Raw genomic sequence first — 26358 nt, 5'->3', positions numbered from 1 at the left:
GCGCGGGGCACTACGCTGAGACAAGGAAACCAAGCCATGAACGCCGCCATCGACAACCGCACCGCCCCCTACGCCGCCTTCCTGCTGCGCGTCAGCCTGGGCCTTCTGTTCATCGCCCACGGCCTGATTCTGAAGGTCTTCACCTTCGGCATCGCCGGCACGGTCGGCTACTTCGAGAGCCTCGGTTATCCCGGCCTCTTCGCCTATGTGGTCATCCTCGGCGAGATCGGCGGCGGCCTGCTGCTGGTGGCCGGCGTCTTCACCCGCTGGATTTCGCTGGCCCTGCTGCCGATCCTGATCGGCGCGACGCTCCAGCACACCGGCAACGGCTGGGTCTTCTCGGCCCAGGGCGGCGGCTGGGAGTTCCCGGTGTTCTGGACGGTGCTGCTCGGCGTGCAGGCCCTGCTGGGCGACGGTGCCTTCGCCCTGAAGCTTCCGACCACCGGCCGCAGCGCCCTTCAGAGCCGGCTGGCCTGACCCTGAAGCGAACATGACGAACGGCGGCGCGGGTGGGCTCCAGCCCTCCGCGCCGCCGCTTCTGTGCGGCAGGCGGACCGGACCTGAGGCGATATGCCCCTTCCTCTTCTTCTCCGGGCTCCCATTTGCTAGACAAGCCGGAGACCTAGCGGAGACCGTAATGCCCGTTTCGACCACCTCGCAGCCCGACGTTCTGAACCTGCTGGACGATCTGATCCGCAAGGCGAAGGGCGCCGGGGCCGACTCCGCCGACGCCGTGCTGTTCGACAGCGCCTCCCTGTCGCTGAGCCAGCGTTTCGGCAAGACGGAGAAGCTGGAGCGGTCCGAGTCGGGCGATCTGGGGCTGCGCGTCTTCATCGGCAAGCGGCAGGCCATCGTCTCCTCCACCGACCGCAGCGCCAAGGCGCTGGACGAGCTGGTGGAGCGCGCCGTCGCCATGGCCCGCGTGGTGCCGGAGGACCCCTTCTGCGGCCTCGCCGACCCGGAGCAGATCTACACCACCCTCCCCGACCTCGACGTGTGCGACCCGTCGGAGCCCTCGGCGGAATTGTTGATCGAACGCGCCCGCATCGCCGAGGAGGCCGCGCTGGCGATCGAGGGCGTCACCAACTCCGAAGGCGCCGATGCGGGGTGGAGCCGCTCCACCATCGCCATCGCCGCGTCCAACGGCTTCACCGGCAGTTACGGGGTGTCGCGGCAGTCGCTTTCGGCCTCGGTGCTGGCCGGGACGGGCACGGGGATGGAGCGCGACTACGATTATGACAGCAAGGTCTACGGCTCCGACCTGCGCGATCCGGCGTCGATCGGGCGCGAGGCCGGCGAGCGCGCCATCCGCCGCCTGAACCCGCGCCGGGTCAAGAGCTGCAAGGTGCCGGTGGTGTTCGACCCGCGCGTCTCCCGCGGGCTGCTGGGCCACCTCACCGGCTCGATCAGCGGGCCGAGCATCGCGCGCGGCACCAGCTTCCTCAAGGACAAGATGGGGCAGCGGATTTTCGCCGCCGGCATCACCATCGTCGACGACCCGCATGTGAAGCGCGGCCTGCGCTCCCGCCCCTTCGACGCGGAGGGCGTCGCCACCACCCGCCGCAACCTGATTGAGGACGGGCACCTGACCACGTGGCTGCTCGACCTGCGCTCGGCCCGCCAGCTCGGCCTGTCGACGACCGGCCACGCGGCGCGCGGCACCTCCGGCCCGCCGGGTCCGGCCCCGGCCAACGTCTACATGGCCCCGGGGGCAAAGAGCCGCGACCAGCTGCTGGCCGAGATCCCCAACGGCTTCTATGTGACGGAACTGATGGGCACGGGCGTCAACGGGGTGACCGGCGACTACAGCCGGGGAGCCGCCGGCTATTGGATCGAGAACGGCCAGATCGCCTATCCGGTCACCGAACTGACCATAGCCGGCAATCTAAAGGAGATGTTCCTGAACCTGGAGCCCGCCAGCGACCTGGAACTGCGCTTCGGCATGGACGCCCCGACCATCCGCATCGACGGGTTGACCATCGCGGGCCTGTGACCGCAACGGGAGGCGCCGCAAGGCGCCTCCTCTTCGTGTCAGCGGACCACGCCGCGGACGATGTCGGCGATGGTGCCGTGCACCGCGTCCAGGATCAGCATGTCCGCGCCGGCCAGGATGCACTCCCAGCCGTTCATGCACACCGGCACCCGCTGGCGCAGATCCACGGGCGCCACTTTTTTGGCGATGCCCGGCGGCAGCGGCTGGCCGCGCGCCAACTTCTTCGCGATCCCCGGCGGCAGGGCCGTCACCCCGACCGGATGGGCGACGAAATAGTCCCGAATGATCGTCACCTCGCCGCGGGACACCGACCCTCCTGAGGCGCGCCCTTTGGAGTCGTGCCCCCGGGATTCGTAAGACGGCCCACCTTGCGGCTTGCCATGCCCTCCGCCGGGACCACCGGCCCAGTCGGGCTTGTCCGCCAGCGCCGGGCCGGTGGCCGGACTGGTGATGGACAGCACCGCCAGAAGCACCAGCGCGGCACGCCCACTCCGGTGCCGCATCCGATCCCTACTCATGATCCGCATTCCCCTGCCTGCCGAAGGTGAGCCGCCAGCGCACCCCGCGGCCCCACCCCCATCGGATTAGCCTCAAGCTCCGCCGCTGGCCTGTGGCAAGGGCAGGATATCAGACCGTCACGCTCATCGGCCCGCCGGGACCGCGCACCGACAGGTTGGGCAGGAAGTCCCGGAACAGCGACAGGCTCTTCAGGTCGGTCACGTAGCCCGTGCCCTCGCCACCCATCGTCTTTCCACCGATGCTCTTCATCACGTCGGCGGTCTGCGCGTCCTGGGCCTCCAGCGCGTCCTTCAGCACCGAGGCGAGCGCACTGCCGTTGCCCAACCGCTCCATCGGCGCACCGGTTTCCTTCGTCGTTTTCTCGTAGCTGTACTGGAGTGCCGCCCGCTGGACCGACCAGTTGACGGACTCCTTCTCCTCTTGGCTGGCCTCGTCGAGGAACTTCACCCCGGCACGGTAGGCGGCGGCCTTGTCGGTGCCAAGGGGGTCGGCGGCGTCCATCGCCTCCTTCTGCTGGCGGGCCATGATGGATTGCGCCGCCTCCTGCTCGTTCTTGGAGAAGGTCCCGTCCTTGTTGCTGGCGATGGCGTGGAGGCTGCGCCGGTCGAAGCCGCCGAACAGCCGCTCCACGTCCTTTCCGGTCGGGTCGGAGAAGTTCACCCCCTTGCCTTCCTTCGCCATGGCCGTGTAGCTGGCGTCCAGCGAGTCCCGGGCGTCCTGTATGACCTTCGCGAAGCCCTGGAGACCCGGCGTCTGGCTGGTGGTCAGCACCGTGGTGGGCGGCGGCGGCAGGCCGGCGGCCTCGGCCTCCTCCTTGGCGGAGGGCTCAAAGTCTTTGCCCCCTGGGAAGCTCTTGTCGACCTCACCGCGCCCGATGCCGGGAATGTTCACGTCCGCGGCGTACTGCGCGAGACCATTCGCCCAGAACTTCCCCTCGAAGCCCAGGTCATACATAAGCTTGGCGGCGGCCTTTCCCTTCTCATTGTCCGGCGATAGCAGCCCACCCTCGCCGCCTTCCGCTTCCGCACCAAAATCCAGTTCTTCGAACGCCTCCTCTCCCTTCGTCGCGAAATACTTGAAGGCATCCCCCTTGATCTTGTTCGGATCGCCACCGACGGTCTCCATCATCTCGCGGTCGATGTCCGCCGACTCAGCGCGGAAGAGCGCATTCGCCGGAGCCATCGCCGCTTGGAACGCCTCGGTGTCCTCGTCCTTCCCGAAGGCGTCGTAAGCGGCGGTCCGCGCCTCGTTGAGGGCCGACATGGCCTTGTCCATGCGCTCCGTCTTGATCTTGAAGGCCTTTTCAGCCGCCCCGAGCTTTTCCGCCCAGTCCTTGTCCTCCTCATCCTGGGGCCGCTCCTTCACGAAGCGGTCCTTCACGGCGTTGGTCGCCATTTGGCGCAGCCCCAATGCCACGTCCTTCTCGGTCATCTTCCCGGACTTGACGAAGTCTTCCAGCATCGCGCGGCCCTTGGAGCCGATGGACGCGAAGACCTTGCCCGCCACGCCGGTCAGCGACTTGGCCAAGCCGCTGAGTTCCACGCTGTCCTCGCCTTTCAAGGCGGCCAGGGCCGCGGAGCCCGCGGAGGACCCGGCGTCGGAGGCCGCCTTCCAGGTCCCCTCCGCCTCGGCGGCACCCCCGGCAGGCTTCCATTTGGTGGCGGTCGCGGTGGTGCTGGCCGTGGTGGCCGAAAACAGGGCGTTGATCGACGTGGACATGGCTTCCCCCTTGCGGTCCCGCCTGGGCCGCGGGGCCTTAATCCTTAGAGACCGAAGTATTTATTGAATGTTCCCAAAGTAATTTTCTCAAGACACCTGTTAACGGACTCTTAAAACAGTAGTCAGCGCGTCAGCACCGGCAGGATCCAGGGAGCCAGCGCAATCTCCACCGGCAAACGGGCGATCACGTCGCCGTCGCCCTGCACGGGTTCCCCCGCCGGCCCTTCGATGATCACACGCCGCGCCGGCAGGATGCGGTAATCGGGAAAATGCGGCAGCCGACCGGCGGTGACGCCCCAGAGATAGCGCAGGGCGTTCCCCCGCCCCGCCCGCGGAAACAGGCAGACGTGCAGCCGCGGCTCGGTCAGCCGGGCGTCGGGCGCGCAGACGAAGCGCCCCCCGTAGAAATGCCCCTTGGCGACGATGACGGAGGCGACCTCCACCGGCTGCGCATCGTCCACCGCAACGCGGTAGGGGCCGCCGCCGCCCGCGGCGATCCGGGCCAGCGTTTCCACCGCGTAGGCACCCTTGCCGATCAGCCGCTTCAGCCGTGTGTCCACCCGCTCTACCACGCGGGCATCCAGGCCGGCGCCGGCCATCATGGCGAAGGCGCGGCCATTCGCCACACCCAGATGCACCGGCGTTGCCCGTCCCTCCGCCAGCACCCGCGCCACGCCCTCCGCATCCGGGGGAAGGCCCAGCTCATGGGCCAGCACGTTGGCGGTGCCCAGCGGCACGACGCCCAGGGGAAGCGTCGCCGCCCCGCGTCCACGCGCGCCCAGCCCGTTGACCACCTCGTTGATGGTGCCGTCGCCACCCGCGGCGACCACCGCGTCGAAGGCGCCGGGCACCACCGCGCGGGTCATCGCCTCCGCGTCGCCGCGCCCGCCGGTGGCCTGAAGCGTCACCACGGCCCCATGGCGCTGTTCCAGCCACTCCAGAACGACGCCCAGACGGTGCGCCCGGCGAGCGCCGGCCACCGGGTTGTGAATCACCAGAAGACGCCGCCGGGTCGCCGCGGCCGGCCCGGACGCCTCAGGCACCGACTCGCCCCCATCCACCACACCGCCCCCCAATATGACCATCCTGTTTCAGTTTTGATAAAGTCATTTTTCGCCTTTGTTGCATTGATAAGAAGTCTTATCGAAATCATTTCTCCCAACAAATGCGGATGCTCGAAAATATTGTCAAGAGAATGACCTGCGGATATACGGAAAGCGTTTCACCGAAACCTTGCCGGAACGGCGATGGAGCGGGGCATGAGCGCATCACGCGACGTCAAGCAATACCGCAGCATCTGGATCTCCGATGTCCATCTGGGCACGCGGGGATGCAAGGCGGAGTATCTTCTCGATTTCCTGAAGCACAACGAGTCCGACCACCTCTATCTCGTCGGCGACATCGTGGACGGCTGGCGTCTGCGCAAGACCTGGTACTGGCCGCAGGCGCACAACGACGTGGTGCAGAAGATCCTGCGCCGGGCGCGCAAGGGCGTGCAGGTCTATTACATCCCCGGCAACCACGACGAGGCCGCCCGCGATTACGCCGGCCTGCAGTTCGGCGGCGTCCATGTCGTGGAGGAGATGATCCACGTCACCGCCGACGGGCGGCGACTCCTGATCACCCATGGCGACCGCTTCGACGTGGTGGTGAAGTACGCCCGCTGGCTGGCCTTCGTCGGCGACAACGCCTACGTGGTCCTGCTCCAGGCCAACACGCTGTTCAACTGGGTCCGCCGCAAGCTGGGCTTCCCCTACTGGTCCCTGTCCGCCTTCCTGAAACACAAGACGAAGACGGCGGTCGAGTTCATCGGCAACTACGAGACCGCTCTCGGCGACGAGGCCCGGCGCCGCAAGGTGGACGGGGTCGTCTGCGGCCACATCCACACCGCGGAAATCCGCGACATGGAAGGAATCCTCTATTGCAACGACGGCGACTGGGTCGAGTCCTGCACCGCCTTGGTCGAGCATCCCTGCGGCCGGCTGGAGATCATCGATTGGGCGGCGGACATCCGCCGGCGCGCCGCAACGACGCTGTCCACCCGCATCCCGGCCAAGGAGAAGCCGGAGAATGTGAAGGAGAAGGCGGCCAAGGAGTCGGTTGCGGCGTGAACATCCTGATCGTCTCCGACGCCTGGCTCCCCCAGGTCAACGGCGTGGTGCGCACCATCGGCACCGTCCGAGCGGAGCTGGAGGCCATGGGCCACCGCGTGGAGGTGATCGGCCCCGACCGTTTCCGCACCGTGCCCATGCCCACCTACCCGGAAATCCGGCTGGCGCTGGGCGCGGGGCGGCGGCTGCACGCGATGATCGACGCGCTGCGCCCCGACTGCATCCACATCGCCACCGAAGGGCCGCTGGGCTTCGCCGCCCGGCGCTACTGCCTCCACCGCGGCCGGCCCTTCACCACCGCCTACCACACCCGCTTCCCGGAATATGTGCGCGACCGCGCGCCGGTGCCGCTGGCGCTCAGCTACGCGGTGGTGCGCCGCTTCCACAGGCCAGCCTCGGCGGTGATGGTGGCGACGCCATCCATCGAGAGCGACCTCGCCGCCCGCGGCTTCACCAACATCCGGCGCTGGACCCGCGGTGTGGACACCGAGCTGTTCCGCCCCCGCGCCAAGGGCTTCCTGGCGCTGCCCCGCCCCATCGCCCTCTATGTCGGGCGCGTGGCGGTGGAGAAGAACCTGGAGGATTTCCTGAAGCTCGACCTGCCGGGCAGCAAGCTGGTGGTCGGCGACGGCCCGGCCCGTGCCGACCTTCAACACAGGTATCCGGAGGTCCATTGGGCCGGCGCCCGCCATGGCGAGGAGCTGGCCCAGCATTACGCGGCGGCGGACGTCTTCGTCTTCCCGTCGCGCACCGACACCTTCGGTCTGGTGCTGCTGGAGGCGCTGGCCTCGGGCGTGCCGGTGGCCGCCTACCCGGTGCCCGGACCGCTGGACGTGGTCGACGGCTCCGGTGTCGGCTGCCTGGACGAGGATCTCAAGGGGGCGGTCGAACGCGCGCTGGCCATCCCGCCGGAACACTGCCGGGACTATGCCCTGAACTTCTCCTGGCGGCGCTCCGCCGAACAGTTCCTGGCGAACCTTCGCCCATTCTCCTGATGACGACAGGGAGCGGGGCCGGCGCACGGCCGCCCCCGCTCCTCCCGATCACGCGGCGCGGATGCGCTGCATGAACAGGTCCACGCTCTCGCGCAGGCGGTCGGACTCGCGGTGCAGGTTGCCGGCGGACCCCAGCACCTCCTCGGCAAGGCTGCCGGTCTCCGACGCCCCCCTGGTCACCGCCCCGATGGTGTCGGTCACGCTGCGGGTTCCGCGGGCGGCCTCCTGAACGTTGCGGACGATCTCCTGGGTGGCGGCGGTCTGCTGCTCCACCGCGGCGGAGACGGTGATGACGATGTCGTTGATGCTGCCGATGGTGGCGCCGATGCCGCTCAGCGCCTCGGCGGAGCCGCGCGCGACCTCCTGGATGCTGGCGATCTGGATGGAGATGTCCTCGGTCGCCTTGGCCGTCTGGTTGGCGAGGTTCTTGACCTCCTGCGCGACCACGGCGAAGCCCTTGCCGGCCTCGCCGGCGCGGGCGGCTTCGATCGTCGCGTTCAGCGCCAGCAGGTTGGTCTGCCCGGCGATGCTGTTGATGAGCTGAAGCACCGCGCCGATCTTTTGCGCCGCGTCGACCAGCCCGTTCACCGTGGCGTTGGTCCGCTCCGCCTCGGCCACCGCGCCGCGGGCGACCTGCGACGACTGGGCGACCTGCCGGCTGATCTCGGCGATGGAACTGGTGAGCTGTCCGGACGCGGCGGCGACCGTCTGCACGTTGGCGGACGCCTGCTCGGCGGCCGCGGCGACGGCGAGCGACTGGCGGTTGGTGGCGGCGGCGATCTGGGCCATGCGCTGGGCGTTGCCCTTCATCTCGTCCGACGCGGCCACCGTGTTTGCGGCGATGCCGCGGACGCTGCCCTCCAGGCTGTCGGCGAGCTGGTTCAGAATGGCGCGCTTGCTCTCCCGCTCAGCCGCCGCGTAGGTCTCCAGCAGCACCTCGAGGTCGAGCCAGGCGACGCGCCCCAGCGTGTCGCGCAGGGCGGCCGCCTCAGCGGCCTTCTTCGATCCGAACAATGACCGCCGCCCCTCCGCCGCGTCGAGGCCCAGTTCGCGGACGATGCCGCTGGACACCGTGTGATGGCAGATGGCCACCGCATAGCCCGGCACGCCGTGGTCGTAGAAGGCCTTGGCCAGCCGGTGGGCGGATTCCAGGAAGCCCGGACCGAAGTCGCCCGAGACCACGCGGGTCCAGTGGGACACGCGCGCGGCGTGCACGTCCGGCAGGGTCAGGGCGTCGCGGATTTCCGGCCACGCCGCGAAGGCGCCGTGCCATTGCTCCAGCAGCATGGGCAGACGGTGCTGCGCGAAGTCCCGATTGGCGCGCAGACGCGCGATGTCCGCTTCGGTGATGCTGAAGGCCCGGAGCCGGTTTTCCTGGCCGTCACGTTCCTGTACGCCCGCCATGATCGTTATCATCCTGAAATGTCGGAGGCCGGCGCGCTGCCCGCCTTCCTTGAAGCTGCCAACGTTTCTACGCCACCAGGATAGCGGCGGATTGCTTCAAAATTATCATAACGGGTCCCAAATTCGTCATACCCTGGTATGCGAACGGATCCCATCCGGCCATCGGCCTTCCGGCGGGCGCCAGCGCAAAGCCTTACCTCTGCCACAGCCCCCCGTGCTAAAGTGGTGGGGACCGCGGCCGGGAAACTTGGCCGCGTTGGTTTTGTCGGATGGCGTTTCGACCCGCATGCTTCAATCACTCTACCGCGGCCTGACGACCCTCGCCGGGCCGGCGGTTCGTCTGTATCTCGACCGGCGGCTGGCCGTCGGCAAGGAGGACTCCGCCCGCCGGGGCGAACGGTTCGGCACGGCCGCGCGTCCGCGCCCGCCCGGACGGCTCGCCTGGATTCACGCGGCCAGCGTGGGGGAAGCCAACTCGGTCCTCGTCCTCATCGACCGCCTGCTCGCCGAGACGCCGGACCTGACGGTCCTGATGACCACCGGCACGGTCACCTCGGCGGAACTGATGGCCCGCCGTCTGCCGGAGCGCGCCTTTCACCAGTATGTGCCGGTCGATCTGCCCGCCGCGGTGGATCGCTTCCTCGACCATTGGCGACCCGATCTGGTGCTGTGGACGGAATCGGAGATCTGGCCCAACCTGCTGGCCGCGGTGCGGACGCGCAGCATTCCGGCCGCGCTGGTCAACGCGCGCATGTCGGAGCGCTCCTTCAACCGATGGCGCTGCGCGTCTGGCCTGATCACGCCGCTGCTCTCCACCTTCCAGGTCACGCTGGCCCAGTCGGAGGAGGACGCCGACCGTCTGCGCCGTCTGGGCGCACGGGGCGTCGTCAGCATCGGCAACCTGAAATTTTCCGCCGCCCCGCCGCCCGCCGACCCCGCGGCTCTGGCGGCGCTGCGCACGGCTTGCGCCGGGCGCCCCGTCTGGCTGCTCGCCAGCACCCACCCCGGCGAGGACGAGTTGGCCGCCACGGTGCATGAGGCGCTGGCCGCACGCCTGCCTGGCCTGCTGACTCTGCTGATCCCCCGCCACGCCCACCGCGGCACGGACATCGCGGCGCTGCTGCGCGGGCGTGGCCTGACGGTCTCGCGCCGCAGCGAGGGCGCCCTGCCCGCCGCCACCGACGCCGTGCACATCGCCGACACGATGGGGGAGATGGGGCTGTTCTACCGGCTGGCCCCGGTGGTCTGCATGGGCGGTTCCTTCGTGCCGCACGGCGGCCAGAACCCGGTGGAGCCGGCCTTGCTCGGCTGCGCCGTTCTCTACGGCCCGCACATGTGGAACTTCGCGGAGATCATCCGCCAGCTCGAAGCCGCCGGGGGCGCCCTGCCGGTGCCGGGGACGGAGGCGCTGCCCGACGCGGTCGGGCGCCTGCTGAGCGACGAGGCCGCTCGCGCCCGCGTCGTCGCCGGCGCGACCGCGGTGACCGAGGGCAACCGGCGGATCGTCGACCGCGCTCTGGCGGCTCTGGCCCCTGTCCTGGGTGCCGGAAGCATCCGGCCCGCGGCATGAGGACTCCCGGTTTCTGGTACGGGTCCGGCGGGGCCGCCGGGGCGGCCTTGGGCTGGGCGCTCGCCCCGCTGGGCGCGCTCTACGGGCTGGCCGGGCGGCTGCGCATGGCGTCGGGGCAAGCGGAACGGGCCGCCGCGCCGGTCCTCTGCGTCGGCAATCTGGTGGCGGGCGGGGCCGGCAAGACGCCGGTCTGCATCGCGGTGGCCGAGGCCCTGCGCGCCCGCGGCGTCGCCCCCGCCTTTCTCACCCGCGGTCATGGCGGGCGGGAGCGCGGCCCGCTGGCCGTCGACCTCGGCACTCACAACTCCGCCGCGGTGGGCGACGAGGCGCTGCTGCTGGCCGCCCACGCCCCCTGCTGGGTGGCGCGCGACCGCGCCGCCGGGGCGCGGGCGGCGGTGGCCGCCGGCGCTTCCGTGCTGGTGATGGACGACGGTTTCCAGAATCCCGGCCTCGCCAAGGATCTGTCGCTGATCGTGGTGGATGGGGCGGTGGGCTTCGGCAACGGCCATCTCGTCCCGGCCGGCCCGCTGCGCGAGCCGGTGGCGCGCGGGCTGGCCCGCGCCGGGGCCGTGGTCGTGCTGGGCGAGGACCGCGCCGGGGTAGAACGCCGCGTGGCCGGCGCCCTGCCCGTCCTCCACGCCCGGCTGGAGCCGGTGGAGGACGCCCGCGCCCTGGCCGGACAGGCGGTCCTCGCCTTCGCCGGCATCGGGCGCCCCGAGAAGTTCTTCGCGACTCTGGAGGCGCTGGGCGCCCGCGTGGTGGAACGCAGGCCCTTCGCCGACCACCACCCCTACCGCCCCGAGGAGGTGATGGCCCTGGTGGACCGCGCCAGCGCCCTGGGCGCCCTGCCGGTCACCACCGTGAAGGACGCCGTCCGCCTGCCGGACCCTCTGCGCGCCCTGGTCCGGGCGGTGCCGGTGCGCGCCGTCTGGCGGGAGCCCGCCGCCCTCGACCGCCTGCTCGCTCCCCTTCTGATCGGGCTTCCGACTGGAGTTCCCCATGGCTAAGCCGCGCGGCCCCCTGGTGTCCTGGCTGACCCGCCGGGTCGGCTACCCGCTGGAGGCCGTCCTCGTCCACGGCTTCTGCGGTCTGTTCCGCGCTCTGCCGCTCGACCGCGCCTCGGCGCTGGGCGGCTGGATCGGGCGGACCGTCGGCCCCCGCCTTCGCGGCACCCGCACCGCCCGCCGCAACCTGGAGCGCGCGTTCCCCGAGAAGTCCCGCGCGGAGATCGACGCGATCATCCTCGGCATGTGGGACAATCTGGGCCGCGTCATCGCCGAGTACCCGCATCTGGACGCCATCGGCGCCTACGGCCCCGGCGGGCGGACCGAAGTGATCGGGGCGGAGCACATCGACGCCCTGCGCGACGACGGAAAGGCCGGCATCCTCGTCTCCGGCCATTTCGCCAACTGGGAAGTGAAGCCCGTCTGCTCCCGCAAGATGGGATTGGAGTTGGCGGTGGTCTACCGCGCGCCCAACAACCCCTATGTGGGCCGGCTGCTGACCGAATTGCGGGGGGCCGCCGGCGGCACGCACATTCCCAAGGGACCCGAGGGGGCGCGCGCGCTTCTGCGCACCCTGACCAAGGGCGGGCATGTCGGCATGCTGATCGACCAGAAGATGAACGACGGCATGCCCGTCCCCTTCTTCGGGCGCGACGCCATGACCGCCCCGGCGGCGGCGCAGCTCGCCCTGCGGCTGGGCATCCCGCTGGTGCCGGCGCGGACCGAGCGCCTGGACGGCGCGCGTTTCCGCATCACCGTCCTGCCGCCGGTGGAACCGCCGAACACCGGCGACCGCAACGCTGATGTGCGGATTTTGATGGAGCGCCTGAACGCTCTGTTGGAGCAATGGATTCGCGAGCGCCCGGCCGAATGGCTCTGGCTGCACCGGCGCTGGCCCGACTGACGGAGAAAGTCCCATGTCCCTGCCGCTCGACCCGCATCTGCTTCAGCTCTACCTCGTCGCGGCGCTGGTCCTGACGCTGGCGCCGGGACCGGATTCGCTGCTGGTCCTGTCGCGCAGCGTGATGGACGGGCGCAACGCCGGGGTGGTCGCCACCGCCGGCATCACGCTGGGCAACCTGATCCACGCGCTGCTGGCCGCCGCCGGCATCTCGGCGCTGGTCGCCGCCTCGCCGGCCCTGTTCGACGTGCTGCGCTACGCCGGGGGCGCCTATCTGGGCTGGATCGGCGGGCGGGCGCTGTGGAGCGCCCTGCGGAGCGGCTTCGGACGCGGCGGCGGCGCGGAGGAAACCACGGCCAAGCCCGAGTCGGCCCCGGCACACCGCGTCTTCCTCCAGGCGCTGCTGACCAATCTGCTGAATCCGAAGGTCATCCTGTTCTATCTCGCCTTCGTGCCGCAATTCGTCGCACCGGCGCTCGGCCACGTCGCGCTGCAGATCTTCCTGCTCGGCGCGATCCTCGGCGTCATCGGCGGCCTCTACCTGCTGGGGGTCGCGTCCCTCGGCGCCGGTGCGGCGCGGCGGGCGCTGTCGAGCGCGCGGGTGCGGGCGGTTCTGGACGGCGTCGCCGGGGTCCTGTTCCTGGGATTCGCGCTGCGCCTGCTGCTGACCGACCGGCGCATTGCCTGAGAGCAAATCCGTCAGGCGGGAAAAGACGTTGCGGAGGCAGTGGACGTGCGTGGCCGGGGGTGTCATAGTGCCGCCCGCGTTTAAACCGGCCAGCCCGTCCGGCCGAATGGCTTACCGACCGCGAGCGACGATGAGCGAGAAAATCTCCCTGATCACCTGGATGGCGAACATCCACATCCGGTTTGTCACCTGGCGCCGGGGCAACAAGGTCGGCACCGACCGCTTCGGCAACACCTATTACCGTTGCCCCAGCGCCATCGCCGGCGTGAAGGAACGCCGCTGGGTGATTTACGCCGGCGAACCGGATGCCTCCAAGGTGCCGCCGGAATGGCATTCCTGGCTGCACCACACCACCAAGGAGCCGCTGCCGGAAGGCAACAGCGCGTTCCACAAGCCGTGGCAGAAGGAGCATCTCCCGAACCTGTCCGGCTCTCTCCAGGCCTACCGGCCGCCCGGGCACCAGTATGCGGGCGGGCAGCGCGTGCGCGCCACCGGCGATTACGAACCCTGGACTCCGGGCTGAGACGCCCGCGCGGTCCCTTAGGAATCCCTCATGCGCCGCAATGTGATTGAAACCGTGCTCGGCGGGGTCGTCCTCGCCGTGGCCGGCTTTTTTCTGGCTTTCGCCTACACCAGCGCCGATTTGCGCAAGGTGAACGGCTACGCTCTCACCGCCAATTTCACCAGCATCTCCGGCCTGCAGAGCGGGGCGGACGTGCGGATCAGCGGCGTGAAGGTGGGGTCGGTCACCGAACTGACGCTCGACCCGAAGAGCTATCAGGCGGTCGTGCACATGTCGATCCACCCGGACATCCAGCTGCCCAAGGACACCGCTGCGGTCATCGCCTCGGAAAGCCTGCTGGGCGGCAAGTTCCTGTCGCTGGAGCCGGGCGGCGAAGAGGACATGCTCAAGCCGGACGGCCGCGTCGAATACACGCAGAGCACCCCCGGCATCGAGCAGCTCCTGGGTCAGGTCATCTTCTCGCTGCAGAACATGAGCAAGCCCGGCCAGGAGGGCGGCGAGCCGCCCAAGCTGTAAGCGCCATACAACCGGTACGACGAACGAAGGGGCCTCGCGGCCCCTTTTTTTCGTTTGCCCACCCACTTTTCCCCAATCCCTTTCGGAACAGCCGCGGCCACGCTGCCGTTTCCTTGCCCAGACCCAACACGGCACACTCATCAAAGGAGATCAGCGATGAAAGCCCGTTTCCTGGTTCTCGGCCTCGCCCTGCTCGCCGCCGCCTGCGGCGTGAACACCGAGGAGAAGGCCGCCAGCGGCGCTCTGGGCGGTGCCGCGGCGGGCGCCGTGGTCGGCGGGCCGGTCGGCGCGGTGGTCGGCGGCGCCGCGGGCGCCGCGGGCGGCACCGCCACCCAGAAGGTCGAAGAGAAGAAGGGCACCGCCGGTCCGTCCCCCACCAACACCCCCTACGGCGGCACCCGCCCCAGCGGCAGCATCACCCAGTAAGCGGGCCCGATAAGGCGGTCACGGAGTAGACGGGGAGACGCTTCCGGGCTAGAAGGCTGTCGGGTTTCGGCCCACGCCGTTCGACATCACGGAAGCGATCCCCAGTGACGACGATCCAAGTGACGACGACTCCGAAAAGCCTCCACCTTCGCGGTGCGGCCCTGGCGGCCGCGCTGCTCTGCCTTCCGGTCCTGAGCCTGCCCGGCCTGACCAGTGGCCCGGCCGGCGCCGCTCCGGTGCCGGAGGAGATGGTCAGTCGCCCCGCCGCGAAGCTGCAGGGGCTGGACAAGATCACCGCCCGCACCTCCACCTTCACCATCGCGGTCGGCGACACCAAGGCGCTCGGCAGCCTGCGCATCACGCTGCGCGCCTGCAAGGAGAACCCGCCGATCGAGCCGCCGGAAACCGCCGCCTTCCTCGAAGTGATCGAGAGCAAGCCCGGCGAGCAGGCCGAGCCGGTGTTCAGCGGCTGGATGTTCGCCTCCAGCCCCGCCCTGTCGGCGATGGAGCACCCGATCTACGACGTCTGGGTCCTGTCCTGCGAGGGCGACTGAGGCCGGCCCAACGCCCGGCCCTCAGCCCTCCACGCCCAACAGCGCCGTGATGGCCGCCTCCTGGTCGACGCCGCCGAAGTCCGTCGGCACCGCCAGGGCGGCCGCCAGCCTGCGGCGATACTCGGCGCGCGGGATCTCCATGGCGCCGAACTGGCTCAGATGCTCCGTCACGAATTGCGCGTCCAGAAGCGTGTAACCCGCCGCCCGCAGCCGGGCGACCAGATGCACCAGCGCCACCTTGCTGGCGTCGGTGACGCGGCTGAACATGCTTTCCCCGAAGAAGGCGCCGCCCAGCGCGACACCGTAGAGGCCGCCGACGAGTTGGCCGCCGCTCCAGCATTCCACGCTGTGGGCGCAGCCGCGCTCGTGCAGTTCGGTGTAGAGCCGCAGGATGTCGCCGTTGATCCAGGTCTTCGGGCGGTCCGGGGTCGGCTCCGCGCAGGCCTCGATCACCGCGCGGAAGGCCGTGTCGAAGCGCAGCACGAACGGGCCGCGCCGCACCGTCTTGCGCAGCTTGCGCGGGACGTGGAAGCCCTCCAGCGGCAGGACGCCGCGCCGCTCCGGATCGAACCAATACAGCTCCTCGGAGTCGGCGTTCTCCGCCATCGGGAAAATGCCGGCGGCGTAGGCGCGCAGAAGCAGCGATGCGGACAGTTCGATCATCGCGGACACTATAGCCGTTTGCCCCCTCGCCCCCGCAACGTTATCTCAGCGCACCACTTCCGCGCGACAGGTGGCTCCCACCATGGTATGCAACGGAAAGAGGTGTTCATCGAAGGAGTTCCAACATGAAGACGGCTCTGTCGGCCATCATCGTATCAATGGTTGCGTTTCTCTCGATGACCGGCGCGTCATGGGCGCAGCGCAAGGCGGAGCCCGGCACCTTCGATTACTATGTGCTCAGCCTGTCCTGGTCGCCCACCCACTGCGCCAAGACTCAGGGCGACGCCGATCCCGACCAGTGCGGGGTGGAGCGCAAGTTCGGCTTCATCGTCCACGGCCTGTGGCCGCAATACAGCAACGGCGGCTACCCGGCCACCTGCACCCGCGACCGCACGGTGCCCCGCGTCGTGGTGGACGCCACCATGCCGGTGATGCCCAGCGTCGGGCTGATCGTGCACCAATGGACGAAGCACGGCACCTGTAGCGGCCTGCCCGTCACCGACTATTTCGCGCAGGTCCGCAAGGCCTTCGCCAAGGTGAAGATTCCCGAGGCGCTCCAGGCCCCGAAAGCCGACCTGTCGATCCCGGCGACCCAGGTGGAGCGCCTGTTCGTCCAGGCCAATCCGGGTTTGGAGCCCGAGTCGGTGGCGCTGATCTGCTCCAAGCGCGACGTGGCGGAAGTCCGGCTGTGCCTGAACAAGGACCTGTCTTTCATGCCCTGCGGCGCCAAGGTGGTCGACCGCTGCCGCCGCGACGCCCTGCTGACCGCGACGCCATAACCCCTTCCGCTCCTGACGCTCCCCTTCTCTTCCCTCCGGGAAGAGGAGGCAAGGTTGCCAATCCCTTTTGAAGCAAAAGCTCGCCAAACGAAAAGAGCCCTTCCTCCCCATCGGGAAGAAGGGCTCTTTTCATTGAACCAATTGGCAAACCACTCGGCCGCCTACTTCTTCATACCCATCAGCTGTTCGAGCCAGTGGATGTCGTAGTTGCCGTCGATGAAGGCCTGCTGTGCGATGATGCGCTGGTGCAGGGGCAGCGTGGTGTCGACGCCGCCGATCACATACTCCTCGATCGTCCGGCGCAGCCGCATCAGGCACTCGTTGCGGGTGGTGCCATGGACGACCAGCTTGGCGATCAGGCTGTCGTAGTGCGGCGGGATGCGGTAGCCGTCGTAGAGCGCCGAGTCGACGCGCACGCCCAGCCCGCCCGGCGCGTGGTAGCCGTCGATCTTCCCCGGCGAGGGGATGAAGGTCTCCGGATGCTCCGCGTTCACGCGGCACTCGATCGAATGGCCCTGGAAGCGGATGTCCGCCTGGCCATAGCCGAGCGGGGCGCCGGTCGCCACGCGGATCTGCTCGCGCACCAAGTCGATGCCGGTGATCATCTCGGTGATCGTGTGCTCGACCTGCAGGCGGGTGTTCATCTCGATGAAGTAGAACTGCCCGTCCTCGAACAGGAACTCCATCGTGCCGACGCCGCGGTAGCCGATGGCCGCCGCCGTCCTGGCCGCCAGATCGCCGATGAAGGCGCGCTGCTCGGCGTTCAGGGCCGGCGACGGGGCTTCCTCGATGACCTTCTGGTGGCGGCGCTGCACGGAGCAGTCGCGCTCGCCGAAATGCACGCAGTTGCCGTGCTCGTCGCCGAGAAGCTGGATCTCGATGTGCCGGGGCTTGCCGAGATACTTCTCGATGTAGACCTCGTCGTTGCCGAAGGCAGCGCGCGCCTCGCCACGGGCGAGCTGGTAGGCTTCCTTGAGCTGGTCGGGGTTGCGGGCGACCTTCATGCCCTTGCCGCCGCCGCCCGCCGCCGCCTTGATGAGGATCGGATAGCCGGTCTCGCGACCGATCTTCTCCGCCTCCTCCAGCGTCGGCACCGGGCCGTCGGAGCCGGGGACCACGGGCAGCCCCTGCTCCATCACCGTCTTCTTCGCGGTGACCTTGTCGCCCATGATGCGGATGTGCTCCGCGGTCGGGCCGATGAAGGTGAAGCCGTGCTCCTCCACCATCTCCGCGAACTGGGCGTTCTCCGACAGGAAGCCGATGCCGGGATGGATCGCGTCCGCCCCGGTGATCGACGCCGCCGACAGGATCGCCGGAATGTTCAGGTAGCTTTCGCGGGCCGACGCGGGGCCGATGCACACGCTCTCGTCCGCGAGGCGGACGTGCATGGCGTCGGCGTCGGCGGTGGAATGCACCGCCACGGTCTGGATTCCCATCTCGCGGCAGGCGCGGTGGATGCGCAGAGCAATCTCACCGCGGTTCGCGATCAGGACCTTCTCGAACATCGCCAAGGGATGATCCCCGCTCACTCGATGATCATAAGGACTTCGCCGAACTCCACCGGCTGGCTGTCGGAGATCAGGATCTCGACGACCGTGCCGCCCCGCGGGGCCTTGATGGGGTTCATGACCTTCATCGCCTCGATGATGAGGACGGTCTGGCCGGCCTTCACCGTGTCGCCGACGCGGACGAAGGGCGTGCCGCCCGGCTCGGCCGCGGCGTAGGCCGTGCCGACCATCGGCGAGGTGACGGCGCCGGGGTGGCTGGCGGGCTTGCCCGCCGGGGCGGCGGCCGCAGCGGCGACCGGAGCGGGAGCGGCGACCGGAGCGTGCACGGCCACCGCCTGGGCGGCCGTCGGGCGGGTGACGCGGATCCGCTTCTCGCCCTCGGCAAACTCGATCTCGCTCAAGCCCGTCTCACGCAGGAGATCCGCGAGCTTGCGGACCAGATCGCCGTCGATGTCGAAGCTTGCCATGGTGTTCGTTTTTCCCGTGTTCCTTAGTCGCGCTCGAGGATATTCGCCATGGCGTCCAGCGCCAGCAGATACCCGTGAGGGCCGAAGCCGCAGATCATCCCCTTGGCCACCGCGGAAATGTGCGAGTGGTGGCGGATGGCCTCACGCTTGTAGATGTTGGAGAGATGCACCTCGACGATCGGCAGCTCGGACAGGATCAGCGCGTCCATGATGGCGACGGAGGTGTGGCTGTAGGCGCCGGCGTTGATGACGATGCCGTCATGCTCCGTCCGCGCCTGCTGAATCCAGGAAACGAGTTCGCCCTCGTGGTTCGACTGCCGGAAGTCGATGGCCAGCCCGAGCTGTTCGGCGCGTTCCTGGCACGCGCCCTCCAGATCGTCGAGCGTCATGGAGCCATAAATGTGCGGTTCGCGCACGCCCAGCATGTTCAGGTTCGGTCCGTTCAGGACCAGAACGGAAGCGTCGATGGCCACGGGCCACGCCCCTTTTCCAAGATCGAGTCCGCGCGTTTATAGCACTTTGCGTCGCGCTGGCAATGCCGCATGGCGCAAACGTTACGCCCATTCGGCGTGTTCCGCCCCCTTCGGCGCCAAACGCCTCACGGCGCGGCGGACAGATGGCGGCGCAGGATCTCCTCGAAGGCGCCACCATCCTTCAATTTCCTCAATCCGACGTTGAAGGCGGCCAGGATCGCCGCCGCTTCCGGCGATGAACGGGACAGAATCAGGTGCTGCCCGGCGCGGGCGTAGGGCAAGGGAGCGACGCGGATCTCGTCCCCGACCATCGCCTTCGCCACCGCGCTCCGCCCGGTGAATTCGTCGATGACGAAGGCATCCACCCGGCCCGAGGCGACCATCCGCACGCAGGCCGGCAGGTCCGCCGGGCTTTCCCGCGCCAGCGCCCCCGCCGCAGCCAATTCCGCCAGCTCCGCCGGCAAGGCGTAGCCGACCGGCGCGCAGACCGTGCGTCCCCGGAAATCCTCCGGGGTGCGGAACACCATGCCGCTGTGGGCGGACAGGTAGACGAGCTGCCGCACCTCCAGCAGCGGGTCGGAGAACAGCATCTCCATCTCCCGGTCCGGCGTGCGGACATAGGGAAAGGTGCCGAGGAACCTGCCCGCCAGCACGCCGTCATAGCCGCGGCGCCAGGGCATGAAGCGCACGCCGTAACGCAACCCGACCTCGTCGAAGGCGCGGCGCACGATGTCGGTCAGCAGGCCGCCCTCCGGAAGATCCTCTCCGGTGAAGGGGGCGAAGTCGTTGCCGGTGACCAGGTCCAGGGCCGAACCGAGGGGGGCCGAACCGAGGGGGGCCGAGTCGAGCGGGGTCGCCCGGACGGGACCGATCGCCGCCAGCAGCAGGAGCATGGCCAGAAGACACCGCCGCCCCGCCATCGCCTATCCTCTACCCCCTCTCCTGCGGACGCCCGCTCACTCCGCCGGGGCGCGGTTGCGCCGCCCGGCGGGGTCGGTGAACAGGTCGTTGATGCGCTGGACATGCTCCGCCACCGCCTCGCGGATGGAGAAGATGCGCTTCTCCGCACCGCCGCTCCAGCCCGCCGGCTTCTTGCGGAAGATCGAGCGGAAGAAGCGGGTGTTGCGCAGGAAGCCCTGCTGCAGGTTGAGGTCCACGTCGCCGTAGCGCTCCGGCAGGCTGCGGGCGACCCGGCGGCCCATGAAGGAGCGCAGCCAGAAATGGCCGGCGCCGAACAGACCGGCCAGGACCACCAGCGCCACCAGCACCCCGATCGGCAGGCCGCCGGTCCAGGCCGGCTGCGACTGGGTCAGCCAGGTGAGGAAGGCCGATACCGTGTCGCCGCCGGCGAGGCTGGCGATCCCGCCGAACAGCAGGGCGAGCAGGGCCAGCCACACCGCGTCGCCGATCAGCACCAGCTTGCGCCAGCGCTTCATCGCCGCGGCGAGCTGCGGGACGATCTCGCCCTTCAGCTCCTTCACGAGGCTGTCGATCATACCGACGATGCGGTAGGCGCGGGCGACCTCCACCTCGTTGATGCGCACCTGGAGTTCGGCGAGGTCGGAGTCGCGCCGCGCCTCGTAGCGGGCGCGCACCGCGTCGTCGGCGATGGCGACCGCCGACTTGCTGTCGTAGAGCGCGTAGAAACGGCCCGAAACCAGCCCGGCCTGGGCGATGGCGCGCTGCCACGCGCCGAACACCGCCTCCAGATTGTCTTCCTTCGCCGTGGTGTCGATCTGGTTCAGGATGTAGCAGACCTTGCGCGCGTCGGCGCGGTCCACCGTCTTCGCCACCAGATGCTTCAGCGTGTCCTGCATCGCCCCCGGCTCCGGGTGGCGCCCGTCGAAGAAGACCAGCACGAGGTCGGACAGCTCGACGATGTGGTCGACCAGCCGCAGCACCGAGCGGCGCTGGTCGTCGGCGTCGAAGCCCGGCGAGTCGATGAAGATCTTGCCGCGCGCCCGGTCGCCGGACAGCGTCTTGAGCTGCAGGTAGTTGTCGATGCGCTTGCCTTCGCCCGCCGCGACCTTCTCGATCTCGTCGGCGATCCGGTAGAAGGGAAAGCGCGGGTCGGCGTTCAGCGCGGTGCCCGGCAGGGCCTCGCGCCGGGTTTCCTGGCCGTGGCAGATCACCGTGAACTTGTCGTCCACCGCTTGGTTGCCGGTGTTCTGCAGCGGCGCGCCGAGATAGCCGTTGAGGAAGGTGGACTTGCCCGCGGAGAAGGTGCCCAGCACCGCGATCATCGGCCACCAGGGAATGCGCGTGGTCAGCGACTCGTGCGGCCCCAACAGGCCCAGCCGGACCAGGACCCGGTCGAAATTGCGGAAGGTCGGAATGACCGGAAGAAGGTTCGGGTTTTCCGCGCGGAGATGCGCGTCCAGGGCGGCGAGGCGCTGCTGGAGGGCTTGCCTGGGGGTCATGGCCGGCCGGGTCCCGTCTGCTGTGAAATGGGGCGACGTGTCGTGTCTGGGGCATTCTCTAGCACGAGGCGCCGTTGCGATGGACAGCGAAATCGCCGTGGCCGGAAACGCCGTGACGGCGCCGCCGCCTGTGACCTTCTTTGGTGGTATGGATCGGAAAGGGTCCCTGAAACGTTGCTTTCGGCATGAGCGCCGAAAACGACCCCGACACCGATTCCCTGCGCCTGACCGCGGAGGAACTCGCCTTCCTGCTCAGCGATCCGCAGAGCCGCGCGGACCGGGAGGAACGCAACGCCCGCGCCAACCGGAACCGCACCGAACGGCGGCGCAGCGATCCCGCCTATGCGGAGCGGCTGCGCAACGAGGACCGCTTGCGCCAGCGGCGGCACCGCGCCAAGGCGGCCATCGGCCGACCCGAGCGTGAAGCGGAGCCGCCGGTTCCCCTGCCCGCCCTGTCGGCGGCCGACGCCCTGCATCGGCTGGAAGCCCATCTGGAGGTGGCCGCCACCGCGCAGGCGGCCCAGCTGCGCCGCCGTCCGGACGCCTTGCGGCGCTACGCCGCGGCGTTCGAACTGTACCGCGCCCTGTCGGACCGCGGGGAACGCCCGACGCGCGGCGCTCTCGCCGCCGCCTTCGCCACAAGGCTCGGCCTCACCCTCACCCCGTCGCAAGTCCAGAAGCTGCGCGATCAGGTGGAAGGGTTCGCCCGTCCGGGCGGCCCCTGGCACGCCGGCTGACCGGCAGAGCGGAAAGGCCGATACAGCCGGTCACGCAGACAGGCCGATGCGGCCTCCGTTCGGCTCGCAAACGGTCATTAACTCGTTATTAACCATGAATTAAGGGGCCGTTAAGCCTTTTCGCGGGCTCCGCCGCGCGTTGGGAACCACATCGGCGCGCTGCGTGACAGACCATATCGGGCTTTGCCGCCGCCTCACAGGTCGGTCGGCGCGTTCGGCACCGGGGGTTCGGGCTTCGCTGGCGCGGGGTCGGCCGGTGCCGGATTGGGTGGTGCCGGACGGGAACGGTCGAGCCGGCGGATGACGATGTCGCCCTCCGGCGTGACTTCGGGGGGAGCGAACATCGGCACCTGCCGCACCCACCCCTCCAAAGCCTTCATCAGCAGCTCCACCCCCTGGCGGGCCTGCTCGCCCGGCGTGGAGGGAGCACCGGACGGAGGTGCGCCGCCGCCCGGCGGGGGCGGCGTGTCGGCGGCCCCCACCGGCCCCGCCCACAGGGCGCCGGCAAGGACCAGGGGCACCATGATGTTCACGGAGTTGAGGCGGCGCGCGGTCATGGGTTCGTCACTCCCGGTTGGTGTGATGGCCTTCCCTGACAAACGTCCGCGCCGCCCTTTCCATCGCACGCATTTTCAGAAAGGACCGGTTTCCAGAAAGGACCGGTCAGAACTCCTTCCAATCGTCCTCGTCGGCGGACGCGCGCTGGAGGGTTGCCGAGGCCGCCTTGCCCGCCGCCGGACGGGCCGGAGGCGCCGCCTTGCGGGCGGTGGGCTTGGCCGGCGCCGGCTTGGTCGGGGCGATGCTGCGCCGCAGAGCCGGAGCCCCGCCGCCTTGATGACCGACGGGAGCCGCCATGAAGGCCGCGGCGTCCAGCTTGAAGAAGCTGACCAGCGACCGCAGGTCGGTCGCCTGGTTGGCGAGCGACTGGGCCGCCGCGGTGGTCTCCTCGACGAGGGCGGCGTTCTTCTGGGTCATCTCGTCCATCTGCGAGACGGTGGCGTTGATCTCGTCGAGCGCCGCCGCCTGCTCCGAAGAGGCCGAGGCCATCTCGGCGATCAGTCCGGCGACCTGCTGGACGCCCGACACGATGCCCTCCAGCGCGTCGCCGGCCTTCTTGACCAGTTCCACCCCGTCCTTCACCTGGCTGTCGCTGTCGAGGATCAGCCCCTTGATCTCCTTGGACGCCTGGGCGGAGCGCTGGGCGAGGTTGCGCACCTCCTGCGCCACGACCGCGAAGCCGCGCCCGGCGTCGCCGGCCCGCGCCGCCTCCACCGCCGCGTTCAGCGCCAGCAGGTTGGTCTGGAAGGCGATCTCGTCGATCACCCCGATGATGTCGGTGATCTTGCGGCTCGACGCCTCGATGCGCTTCATCGCGTCGATCGCCGAATCCGCCACCGTGCCGCCGGACTCCGCGGCGGTGCGGGCGTCGGCGGCCATGCCGTTGGCGCGCTGGGCGTTGTCGGCGTTGGAGCGCACCGTCGCCCCCAGCTCCTCCATGCTCGCCGCCGTTTCCTCCAGCGAGGAGGCCTGCTGCTCCGTCCGCTCCGCGAGGTCGCTCGACCCCAGCGAGACCTCGGACGCGGCGCCGGAAATCGCGTCGGTGGCGCGCAGGATCTGGCCGACGATCTCCGACAGCTTGGCGGAGGTGGTGTTGACGTCGGTCTTCAGGGTCTGGAAGGCGCCCTGGTAGTCGCGCTCCACCCGCTTGTTGAGGTCGCCCTGGGCGAGCGCGCTGAGCACCGCGCCGAGGTCGGCGATGACCGCCTCGACCGTGTCGGTCAGGCGGTTGATGCCCGCCGACATGGTCTTGTAGAAGCCGTCCTTGCCGGTCAGGTCGAGGCGGCGCGACAGGTCGCCCTTCGACACGCCGTCGATCAGCGCGGCGATCTCCTCGCCGATGGCCGTCTCGCGGGCGCGCTGCGCCTCGTCGGCGCGGCGTTCGGCCTCCAGGCGCGCGCGCTCGGCCTCGTCCATCGCCTTCTTCTGGATGGCGTTGTCCTTGAACACCTGAACCGCATGGGCCATCCGCCCGATCTCGTCGCGGTTGGCCAGCGCCGGGATGGTCACCGTCAGGTCGCCCCCGGCGAGGTTTGTCATCGTCTCGGTCATCGACACGACCGGCTTCACGATGGACCGCGCCACCGCCCAGGCCAGAAGCAGGCCGAACAGGAAGGCACCGGCCGCGATCGTCATGTTGGCCGACAGGGTGCGGTCCATGCTGCCGGTGGTTTCGGCCAGAACGCCGTCGCGATCCTTGCCTTCGATCGCGACGGTGCGGTCGGAGAGGTCGGCGAACTCGACCCCGCGGGCGCCCATCACATCGACCAGCCGGGCGTTTTCCAGCATGACGGCGGCGGTTTCGCGGAACAGCGAGACGTAGCGGTCGGCCAACTGGTCGGCGGCCAGCGCGGCGGCCCGGCGCGCCGGGTTGTTCAGCCGCTCGGTTGCCCGGCGGATGGCCTCGCCGAAGGCGTCGTCACGGGCCGACACCTCCGCGATGATCGACTCGTTCGGGCTGGTGAAGAAGCGCGACGCGGCCAGCCGCGCCAGCAGCAGCTGCTCCTGCGCGAGGGCGGCGTTGGCCGCCGCCTCGTGCTCGCCGTCGGCGATCAGGGTGGAGACGAGTTGCGAGACGGTCTCGCGCGCCTTCTCGCCCGCCGGGACGAGCTGCTCGGCGTAGAGGCGGTCGCGGCGCAGGCGAAGCTCCGCCAGCGTGTTGAAGTCGGTCACGTAGTTGGCGAAGACCTGGTTCATCCGCTCCAGCAGGGCACGGCGCTCGCCGGTCGTTCCGTCGAGCGCGCCCCGCAGGTCCTTCACGAGGGTCGCCTGGACGGCGCGCACCTGATCCGCCACCTTCGGGTCGCCGAACGTGTTGAAGGTCAAGGCGAGGCGGCGCATCTGGGCGACCTGTGCGTCGATGGAGCTGACCTGGATCGAGTGGTTGCTCACCGCCGCGTAGGATTCGAAGCCATCCCGCGCCACCCCGAGGCCCCGTACACCGATGGCGACGACCACCGCAAGCAGCAGAAGAACCACGAGGAAACCGAAGTAAATGCGGGTTCCGACTTTGAAGCGCCCCGCCAGACTGCTTGTCTGCATCGACCTGATCCTTTGATTGCGATCCGGCGGCGCAGGGGAGCGTCGCCGCCGATCATCGCCGCCTACCGGCCCCACCATGCCGACCCTGCCGGCCCGGTGCGGCCTGTGGCGCGAACTCCATCCGATGCGACCTATCCGAATTTGATTATCAAAGTGTTTCCACACCAACCCGCGGACTGCGAATTCCCACAATTCGACATATTCGGCATGCTTGCCGCCCCGTTCCACCCCGTTTGTTTCCCTGCCGCCGCGGCGCAGCCGCCACGCAACCGACACGCGCGATGCCGGCAGAACACCGCAATCAACGTTTTCAGCATCCCGGCGCCGCAAGGGCGTCAGAGAGTCGATAAGCCGTTATGCCTGTCCAAGTCATGGCACCAGCGCAGTAATTTCAGAGATTCCGCTTGCCTGCCCGAAAGTTCTGTGTGAACAATCTTGGCGACATTCTCAAATCCTGCATATTTATTCGCAAGCATTGGAGTTCCGGATCCATGAGCGAACCTGCGGTACGCAAAAGAGGGCGACGCGGATCACCCGAATCCTGGTCGGTCGACGCTCATGTCGGGCAGCGCGTGCGTATGCGCCGCACCTTGCTGGGTATGAGCCAGGAGAAGCTGGGCGAGGCCATTGGCCTGACGTTTCAGCAGGTTCAGAAATACGAACGAGGCTCCAACCGCATTTCCGCCGGGACGCTTTATCGTCTCGGACTGGTACTTGGCGTTCCAGTCAGCTTTTTCTTCGATTGCTACGACGACCCGCAAGCCCTCCTCGGAAATGCGCCCGCCGCGGACGACGCCCGGATCAGTGACAGTTCGATCAGCCGCCGCGAAGCGCGCATGCTGCGCTTGTGGCGGGCCGCACCGGACAGCGTAGGCGACGAACTCTTGTCGCTTTTGAGTTCCCTGTCGCCCCATCTGCGCGACGCACGGGAGGAGGAAGGCGAGTCGGGGGACCCGGCGTTTCCGGCCGCGGCGGCGGCGACCGCCTTTTCAGCGGGGGGGATCGTGCTGGCGGGTCCGGCATCGCCGAAGGCAGGCACCGTGGCACCGGGCGGCAAGGCGGTTCTGAAGACCGCCGCCAAACCCCGCGTCAAGGCCGATGCGGCGCCCGGCGGAAAGCGGCGGCGCCATGGCGCCGTGTGGGACCCGGCGGACATTTACCGCGCCGGAAAGGCGCCCATCGGCAAGCCCAGCGTCGGCAAGCCCAGCAAGGTGTCCACCTGACGACGAGTCGACGGCGGGGCGGCGCCATCCCACGCCCCCCGCCAGCCGGAAAGTTGAAGCGCCGGA

Annotated in this window: 27 protein-coding genes; 15 read left to right on the top strand and 12 right to left on the bottom strand. The window is 69.1% G+C overall.

Annotated features, from left to right (window positions below; genetic code table 11):
- Nucleotides 1-36 precede the first annotated feature (36 nt).
- Together DS837_RS01430 and DS837_RS01425 are read left to right on the top strand one after the other, a co-directional pair.
- Nucleotides 37-477 carry a DoxX family protein gene (locus DS837_RS01430; protein WP_149163121.1) on the top strand — a complete coding sequence of 147 codons (441 nt, stop codon included), beginning with the start codon at nucleotides 37-39 and terminating at the stop codon, nucleotides 475-477.
- Between the two features lie 160 nt (nucleotides 478-637).
- Nucleotides 638-1993, top strand: coding sequence for a TldD/PmbA family protein (locus DS837_RS01425; RefSeq protein WP_149163120.1), 1356 nt, complete (start codon nucleotides 638-640; stop codon nucleotides 1991-1993).
- A gap of 38 nt (nucleotides 1994-2031) precedes the next feature.
- Here the strand turns inward: DS837_RS01425 and DS837_RS01420 are convergent, their stop codons facing one another.
- The 3 genes from DS837_RS01420 to DS837_RS01410 all read right to left on the bottom strand — a co-directional run bounded on the left by DS837_RS01420 (nucleotide 2032) and on the right by DS837_RS01410 (nucleotide 5274).
- Nucleotides 2032-2511, bottom strand: a complete 480-nt coding sequence (locus DS837_RS01420; RefSeq protein ID WP_149163119.1) for a hypothetical protein — start codon at nucleotides 2509-2511, stop codon at nucleotides 2032-2034.
- A gap of 109 nt (nucleotides 2512-2620) precedes the next feature.
- The gene (locus DS837_RS01415) at nucleotides 2621-4231 is read right to left on the bottom strand and encodes a hypothetical protein (RefSeq protein ID WP_149163118.1); all 1611 of its coding nucleotides are present in this window, start codon (nucleotides 4229-4231) and stop codon (nucleotides 2621-2623) included.
- A 122-nt stretch (nucleotides 4232-4353) separates the two neighbouring features.
- A complete protein-coding gene (locus DS837_RS01410) occupies nucleotides 4354-5274 on the bottom strand; it encodes a diacylglycerol/lipid kinase family protein (RefSeq protein ID WP_247889719.1) in 921 nt (306 codons plus the stop codon).
- A 216-nt stretch (nucleotides 5275-5490) separates the two neighbouring features.
- Between DS837_RS01410 and DS837_RS01405 the strand changes: the two genes are divergently transcribed.
- Both DS837_RS01405 and DS837_RS01400 read left to right on the top strand, forming a co-directional pair.
- Nucleotides 5491-6342 (top strand): UDP-2,3-diacylglucosamine diphosphatase, encoded by an 852-nt coding sequence (locus tag DS837_RS01405; RefSeq protein WP_149163117.1) that lies wholly within the window; start codon nucleotides 5491-5493, stop codon nucleotides 6340-6342.
- Nucleotides 6339-7337 carry a glycosyltransferase family 4 protein gene (locus DS837_RS01400; protein ID WP_149163116.1) on the top strand — a complete coding sequence of 333 codons (999 nt, stop codon included), beginning with the start codon at nucleotides 6339-6341 and terminating at the stop codon, nucleotides 7335-7337. The genes DS837_RS01405 and DS837_RS01400 overlap by 4 nt, the downstream gene beginning before the upstream one ends.
- A 48-nt stretch (nucleotides 7338-7385) precedes the next feature.
- Here the strand turns inward: DS837_RS01400 and DS837_RS01395 are convergent, their stop codons facing one another.
- Nucleotides 7386-8741: a globin-coupled sensor protein gene (locus DS837_RS01395; RefSeq protein ID WP_149163115.1), complete on the bottom strand. Its 1356-nt coding sequence runs from the start codon at nucleotides 8739-8741 to the stop codon at nucleotides 7386-7388.
- A 286-nt stretch (nucleotides 8742-9027) separates the two neighbouring features.
- Between DS837_RS01395 and DS837_RS01390 the strand changes: the two genes are divergently transcribed.
- The 8 genes from DS837_RS01390 (at nucleotide 9028) to DS837_RS01355 (ending at nucleotide 14923) form a co-directional block, all read left to right on the top strand.
- Nucleotides 9028-10311 carry a 3-deoxy-D-manno-octulosonic acid transferase gene (locus DS837_RS01390; RefSeq protein ID WP_149163114.1) on the top strand — a complete coding sequence of 428 codons (1284 nt, stop codon included), beginning with the start codon at nucleotides 9028-9030 and terminating at the stop codon, nucleotides 10309-10311.
- On the top strand, nucleotides 10308-11318 hold the full coding sequence (gene lpxK, locus DS837_RS01385; RefSeq protein WP_149163113.1) for a tetraacyldisaccharide 4'-kinase: 1011 nt from the start codon (nucleotides 10308-10310) through the stop codon (nucleotides 11316-11318). Before DS837_RS01390 ends, lpxK begins: the two co-directional genes overlap by 4 nt.
- Entirely contained in the window at nucleotides 11311-12219 is a 909-nt protein-coding gene (locus tag DS837_RS01380; RefSeq protein WP_149163112.1) for a lipid A biosynthesis lauroyl acyltransferase, read from the top strand. The genes lpxK and DS837_RS01380 overlap by 8 nt, the downstream gene beginning before the upstream one ends.
- Before the next feature lie 13 nt (nucleotides 12220-12232).
- On the top strand, nucleotides 12233-12904 hold the full coding sequence (locus DS837_RS01375; protein ID WP_149163111.1) for a LysE family translocator: 672 nt from the start codon (nucleotides 12233-12235) through the stop codon (nucleotides 12902-12904).
- A gap of 130 nt (nucleotides 12905-13034) precedes the next feature.
- Nucleotides 13035-13427 carry an NADH:ubiquinone oxidoreductase subunit NDUFA12 gene (locus DS837_RS01370; RefSeq protein WP_145674412.1) on the top strand — a complete coding sequence of 131 codons (393 nt, stop codon included), beginning with the start codon at nucleotides 13035-13037 and terminating at the stop codon, nucleotides 13425-13427.
- A gap of 30 nt (nucleotides 13428-13457) precedes the next feature.
- On the top strand, nucleotides 13458-13943 hold the full coding sequence (mlaD, locus tag DS837_RS01365; protein ID WP_149163110.1) for an outer membrane lipid asymmetry maintenance protein MlaD: 486 nt from the start codon (nucleotides 13458-13460) through the stop codon (nucleotides 13941-13943).
- A gap of 156 nt (nucleotides 13944-14099) precedes the next feature.
- Nucleotides 14100-14369, top strand: coding sequence for a hypothetical protein (locus tag DS837_RS01360; protein WP_149163109.1), 270 nt, complete (start codon nucleotides 14100-14102; stop codon nucleotides 14367-14369).
- A gap of 104 nt (nucleotides 14370-14473) precedes the next feature.
- Nucleotides 14474-14923, top strand: a complete 450-nt coding sequence (locus DS837_RS01355) for a DUF2155 domain-containing protein (RefSeq protein ID WP_247889718.1) — start codon at nucleotides 14474-14476, stop codon at nucleotides 14921-14923.
- A 21-nt stretch (nucleotides 14924-14944) separates the two neighbouring features.
- Here the strand turns inward: DS837_RS01355 and aat are convergent, their stop codons facing one another.
- Complete coding sequence (gene aat, locus DS837_RS01350) at nucleotides 14945-15586, bottom strand: leucyl/phenylalanyl-tRNA--protein transferase (RefSeq protein ID WP_149163108.1); 642 nt, start codon at nucleotides 15584-15586, stop codon at nucleotides 14945-14947.
- Between the two features lie 125 nt (nucleotides 15587-15711).
- On the opposite strand from aat, the gene DS837_RS01345 reads away from it, so the two are divergent.
- Nucleotides 15712-16365: a ribonuclease T2 family protein gene (locus DS837_RS01345; RefSeq protein ID WP_149163107.1), complete on the top strand. Its 654-nt coding sequence runs from the start codon at nucleotides 15712-15714 to the stop codon at nucleotides 16363-16365.
- Nucleotides 16366-16526: 161 nt separating this feature from the next.
- On the opposite strand, the gene accC is transcribed toward DS837_RS01345, so the two are convergent.
- From accC to DS837_RS01320, 5 genes are all read right to left on the bottom strand, one after another.
- Nucleotides 16527-17870: an acetyl-CoA carboxylase biotin carboxylase subunit gene (gene accC / locus DS837_RS01340; protein WP_145674416.1), complete on the bottom strand. Its 1344-nt coding sequence runs from the start codon at nucleotides 17868-17870 to the stop codon at nucleotides 16527-16529.
- 20 nt (nucleotides 17871-17890) lie between these two features.
- Nucleotides 17891-18340, bottom strand: a complete 450-nt coding sequence (gene accB, locus DS837_RS01335) for an acetyl-CoA carboxylase biotin carboxyl carrier protein (RefSeq protein WP_114859007.1) — start codon at nucleotides 18338-18340, stop codon at nucleotides 17891-17893.
- A gap of 23 nt (nucleotides 18341-18363) precedes the next feature.
- Entirely contained in the window at nucleotides 18364-18813 is a 450-nt protein-coding gene (aroQ, locus tag DS837_RS01330) for a type II 3-dehydroquinate dehydratase (RefSeq protein ID WP_014241158.1), read from the bottom strand.
- Nucleotides 18814-18938: 125 nt separating this feature from the next.
- The gene (locus DS837_RS01325; protein WP_247889717.1) at nucleotides 18939-19706 is read right to left on the bottom strand and encodes a substrate-binding periplasmic protein; all 768 of its coding nucleotides are present in this window, start codon (nucleotides 19704-19706) and stop codon (nucleotides 18939-18941) included.
- 63 nt (nucleotides 19707-19769) lie between these two features.
- The gene (locus DS837_RS01320; RefSeq protein WP_149163105.1) at nucleotides 19770-21233 is read right to left on the bottom strand and encodes a dynamin family protein; all 1464 of its coding nucleotides are present in this window, start codon (nucleotides 21231-21233) and stop codon (nucleotides 19770-19772) included.
- Nucleotides 21234-21418: 185 nt separating this feature from the next.
- Here DS837_RS01320 and DS837_RS01315 point away from each other — a divergent pair, with 185 nt between their 5' ends.
- A complete protein-coding gene (locus DS837_RS01315) occupies nucleotides 21419-21970 on the top strand; it encodes a hypothetical protein (protein ID WP_149163104.1) in 552 nt (183 codons plus the stop codon).
- 194 nt (nucleotides 21971-22164) lie between these two features.
- Here the strand turns inward: DS837_RS01315 and DS837_RS01310 are convergent, their stop codons facing one another.
- Nucleotides 22165-22527, bottom strand: coding sequence for a hypothetical protein (locus DS837_RS01310; protein WP_149163103.1), 363 nt, complete (start codon nucleotides 22525-22527; stop codon nucleotides 22165-22167).
- Nucleotides 22528-22633: 106 nt separating this feature from the next.
- On the bottom strand, nucleotides 22634-25069 hold the full coding sequence (locus tag DS837_RS01305) for a methyl-accepting chemotaxis protein (protein ID WP_149163102.1): 2436 nt from the start codon (nucleotides 25067-25069) through the stop codon (nucleotides 22634-22636).
- A 491-nt stretch (nucleotides 25070-25560) separates the two neighbouring features.
- Here DS837_RS01305 and DS837_RS33245 point away from each other — a divergent pair, with 491 nt between their 5' ends.
- A complete protein-coding gene (locus DS837_RS33245) occupies nucleotides 25561-26292 on the top strand; it encodes a helix-turn-helix domain-containing protein (RefSeq protein WP_211102037.1) in 732 nt (243 codons plus the stop codon).
- The last annotated feature ends 66 nt before the right edge of the window (nucleotides 26293-26358 follow it).

The sequence above is a fragment of the Azospirillum brasilense genome, from assembly GCF_008365405.1.
GTDB classification, from domain to species: Bacteria; Pseudomonadota; Alphaproteobacteria; order Azospirillales; family Azospirillaceae; genus Azospirillum; species Azospirillum brasilense_D.
Note: the sequence above shows the minus strand (reverse complement) of the source record. Positions and strands in the feature narration are given on the sequence as shown.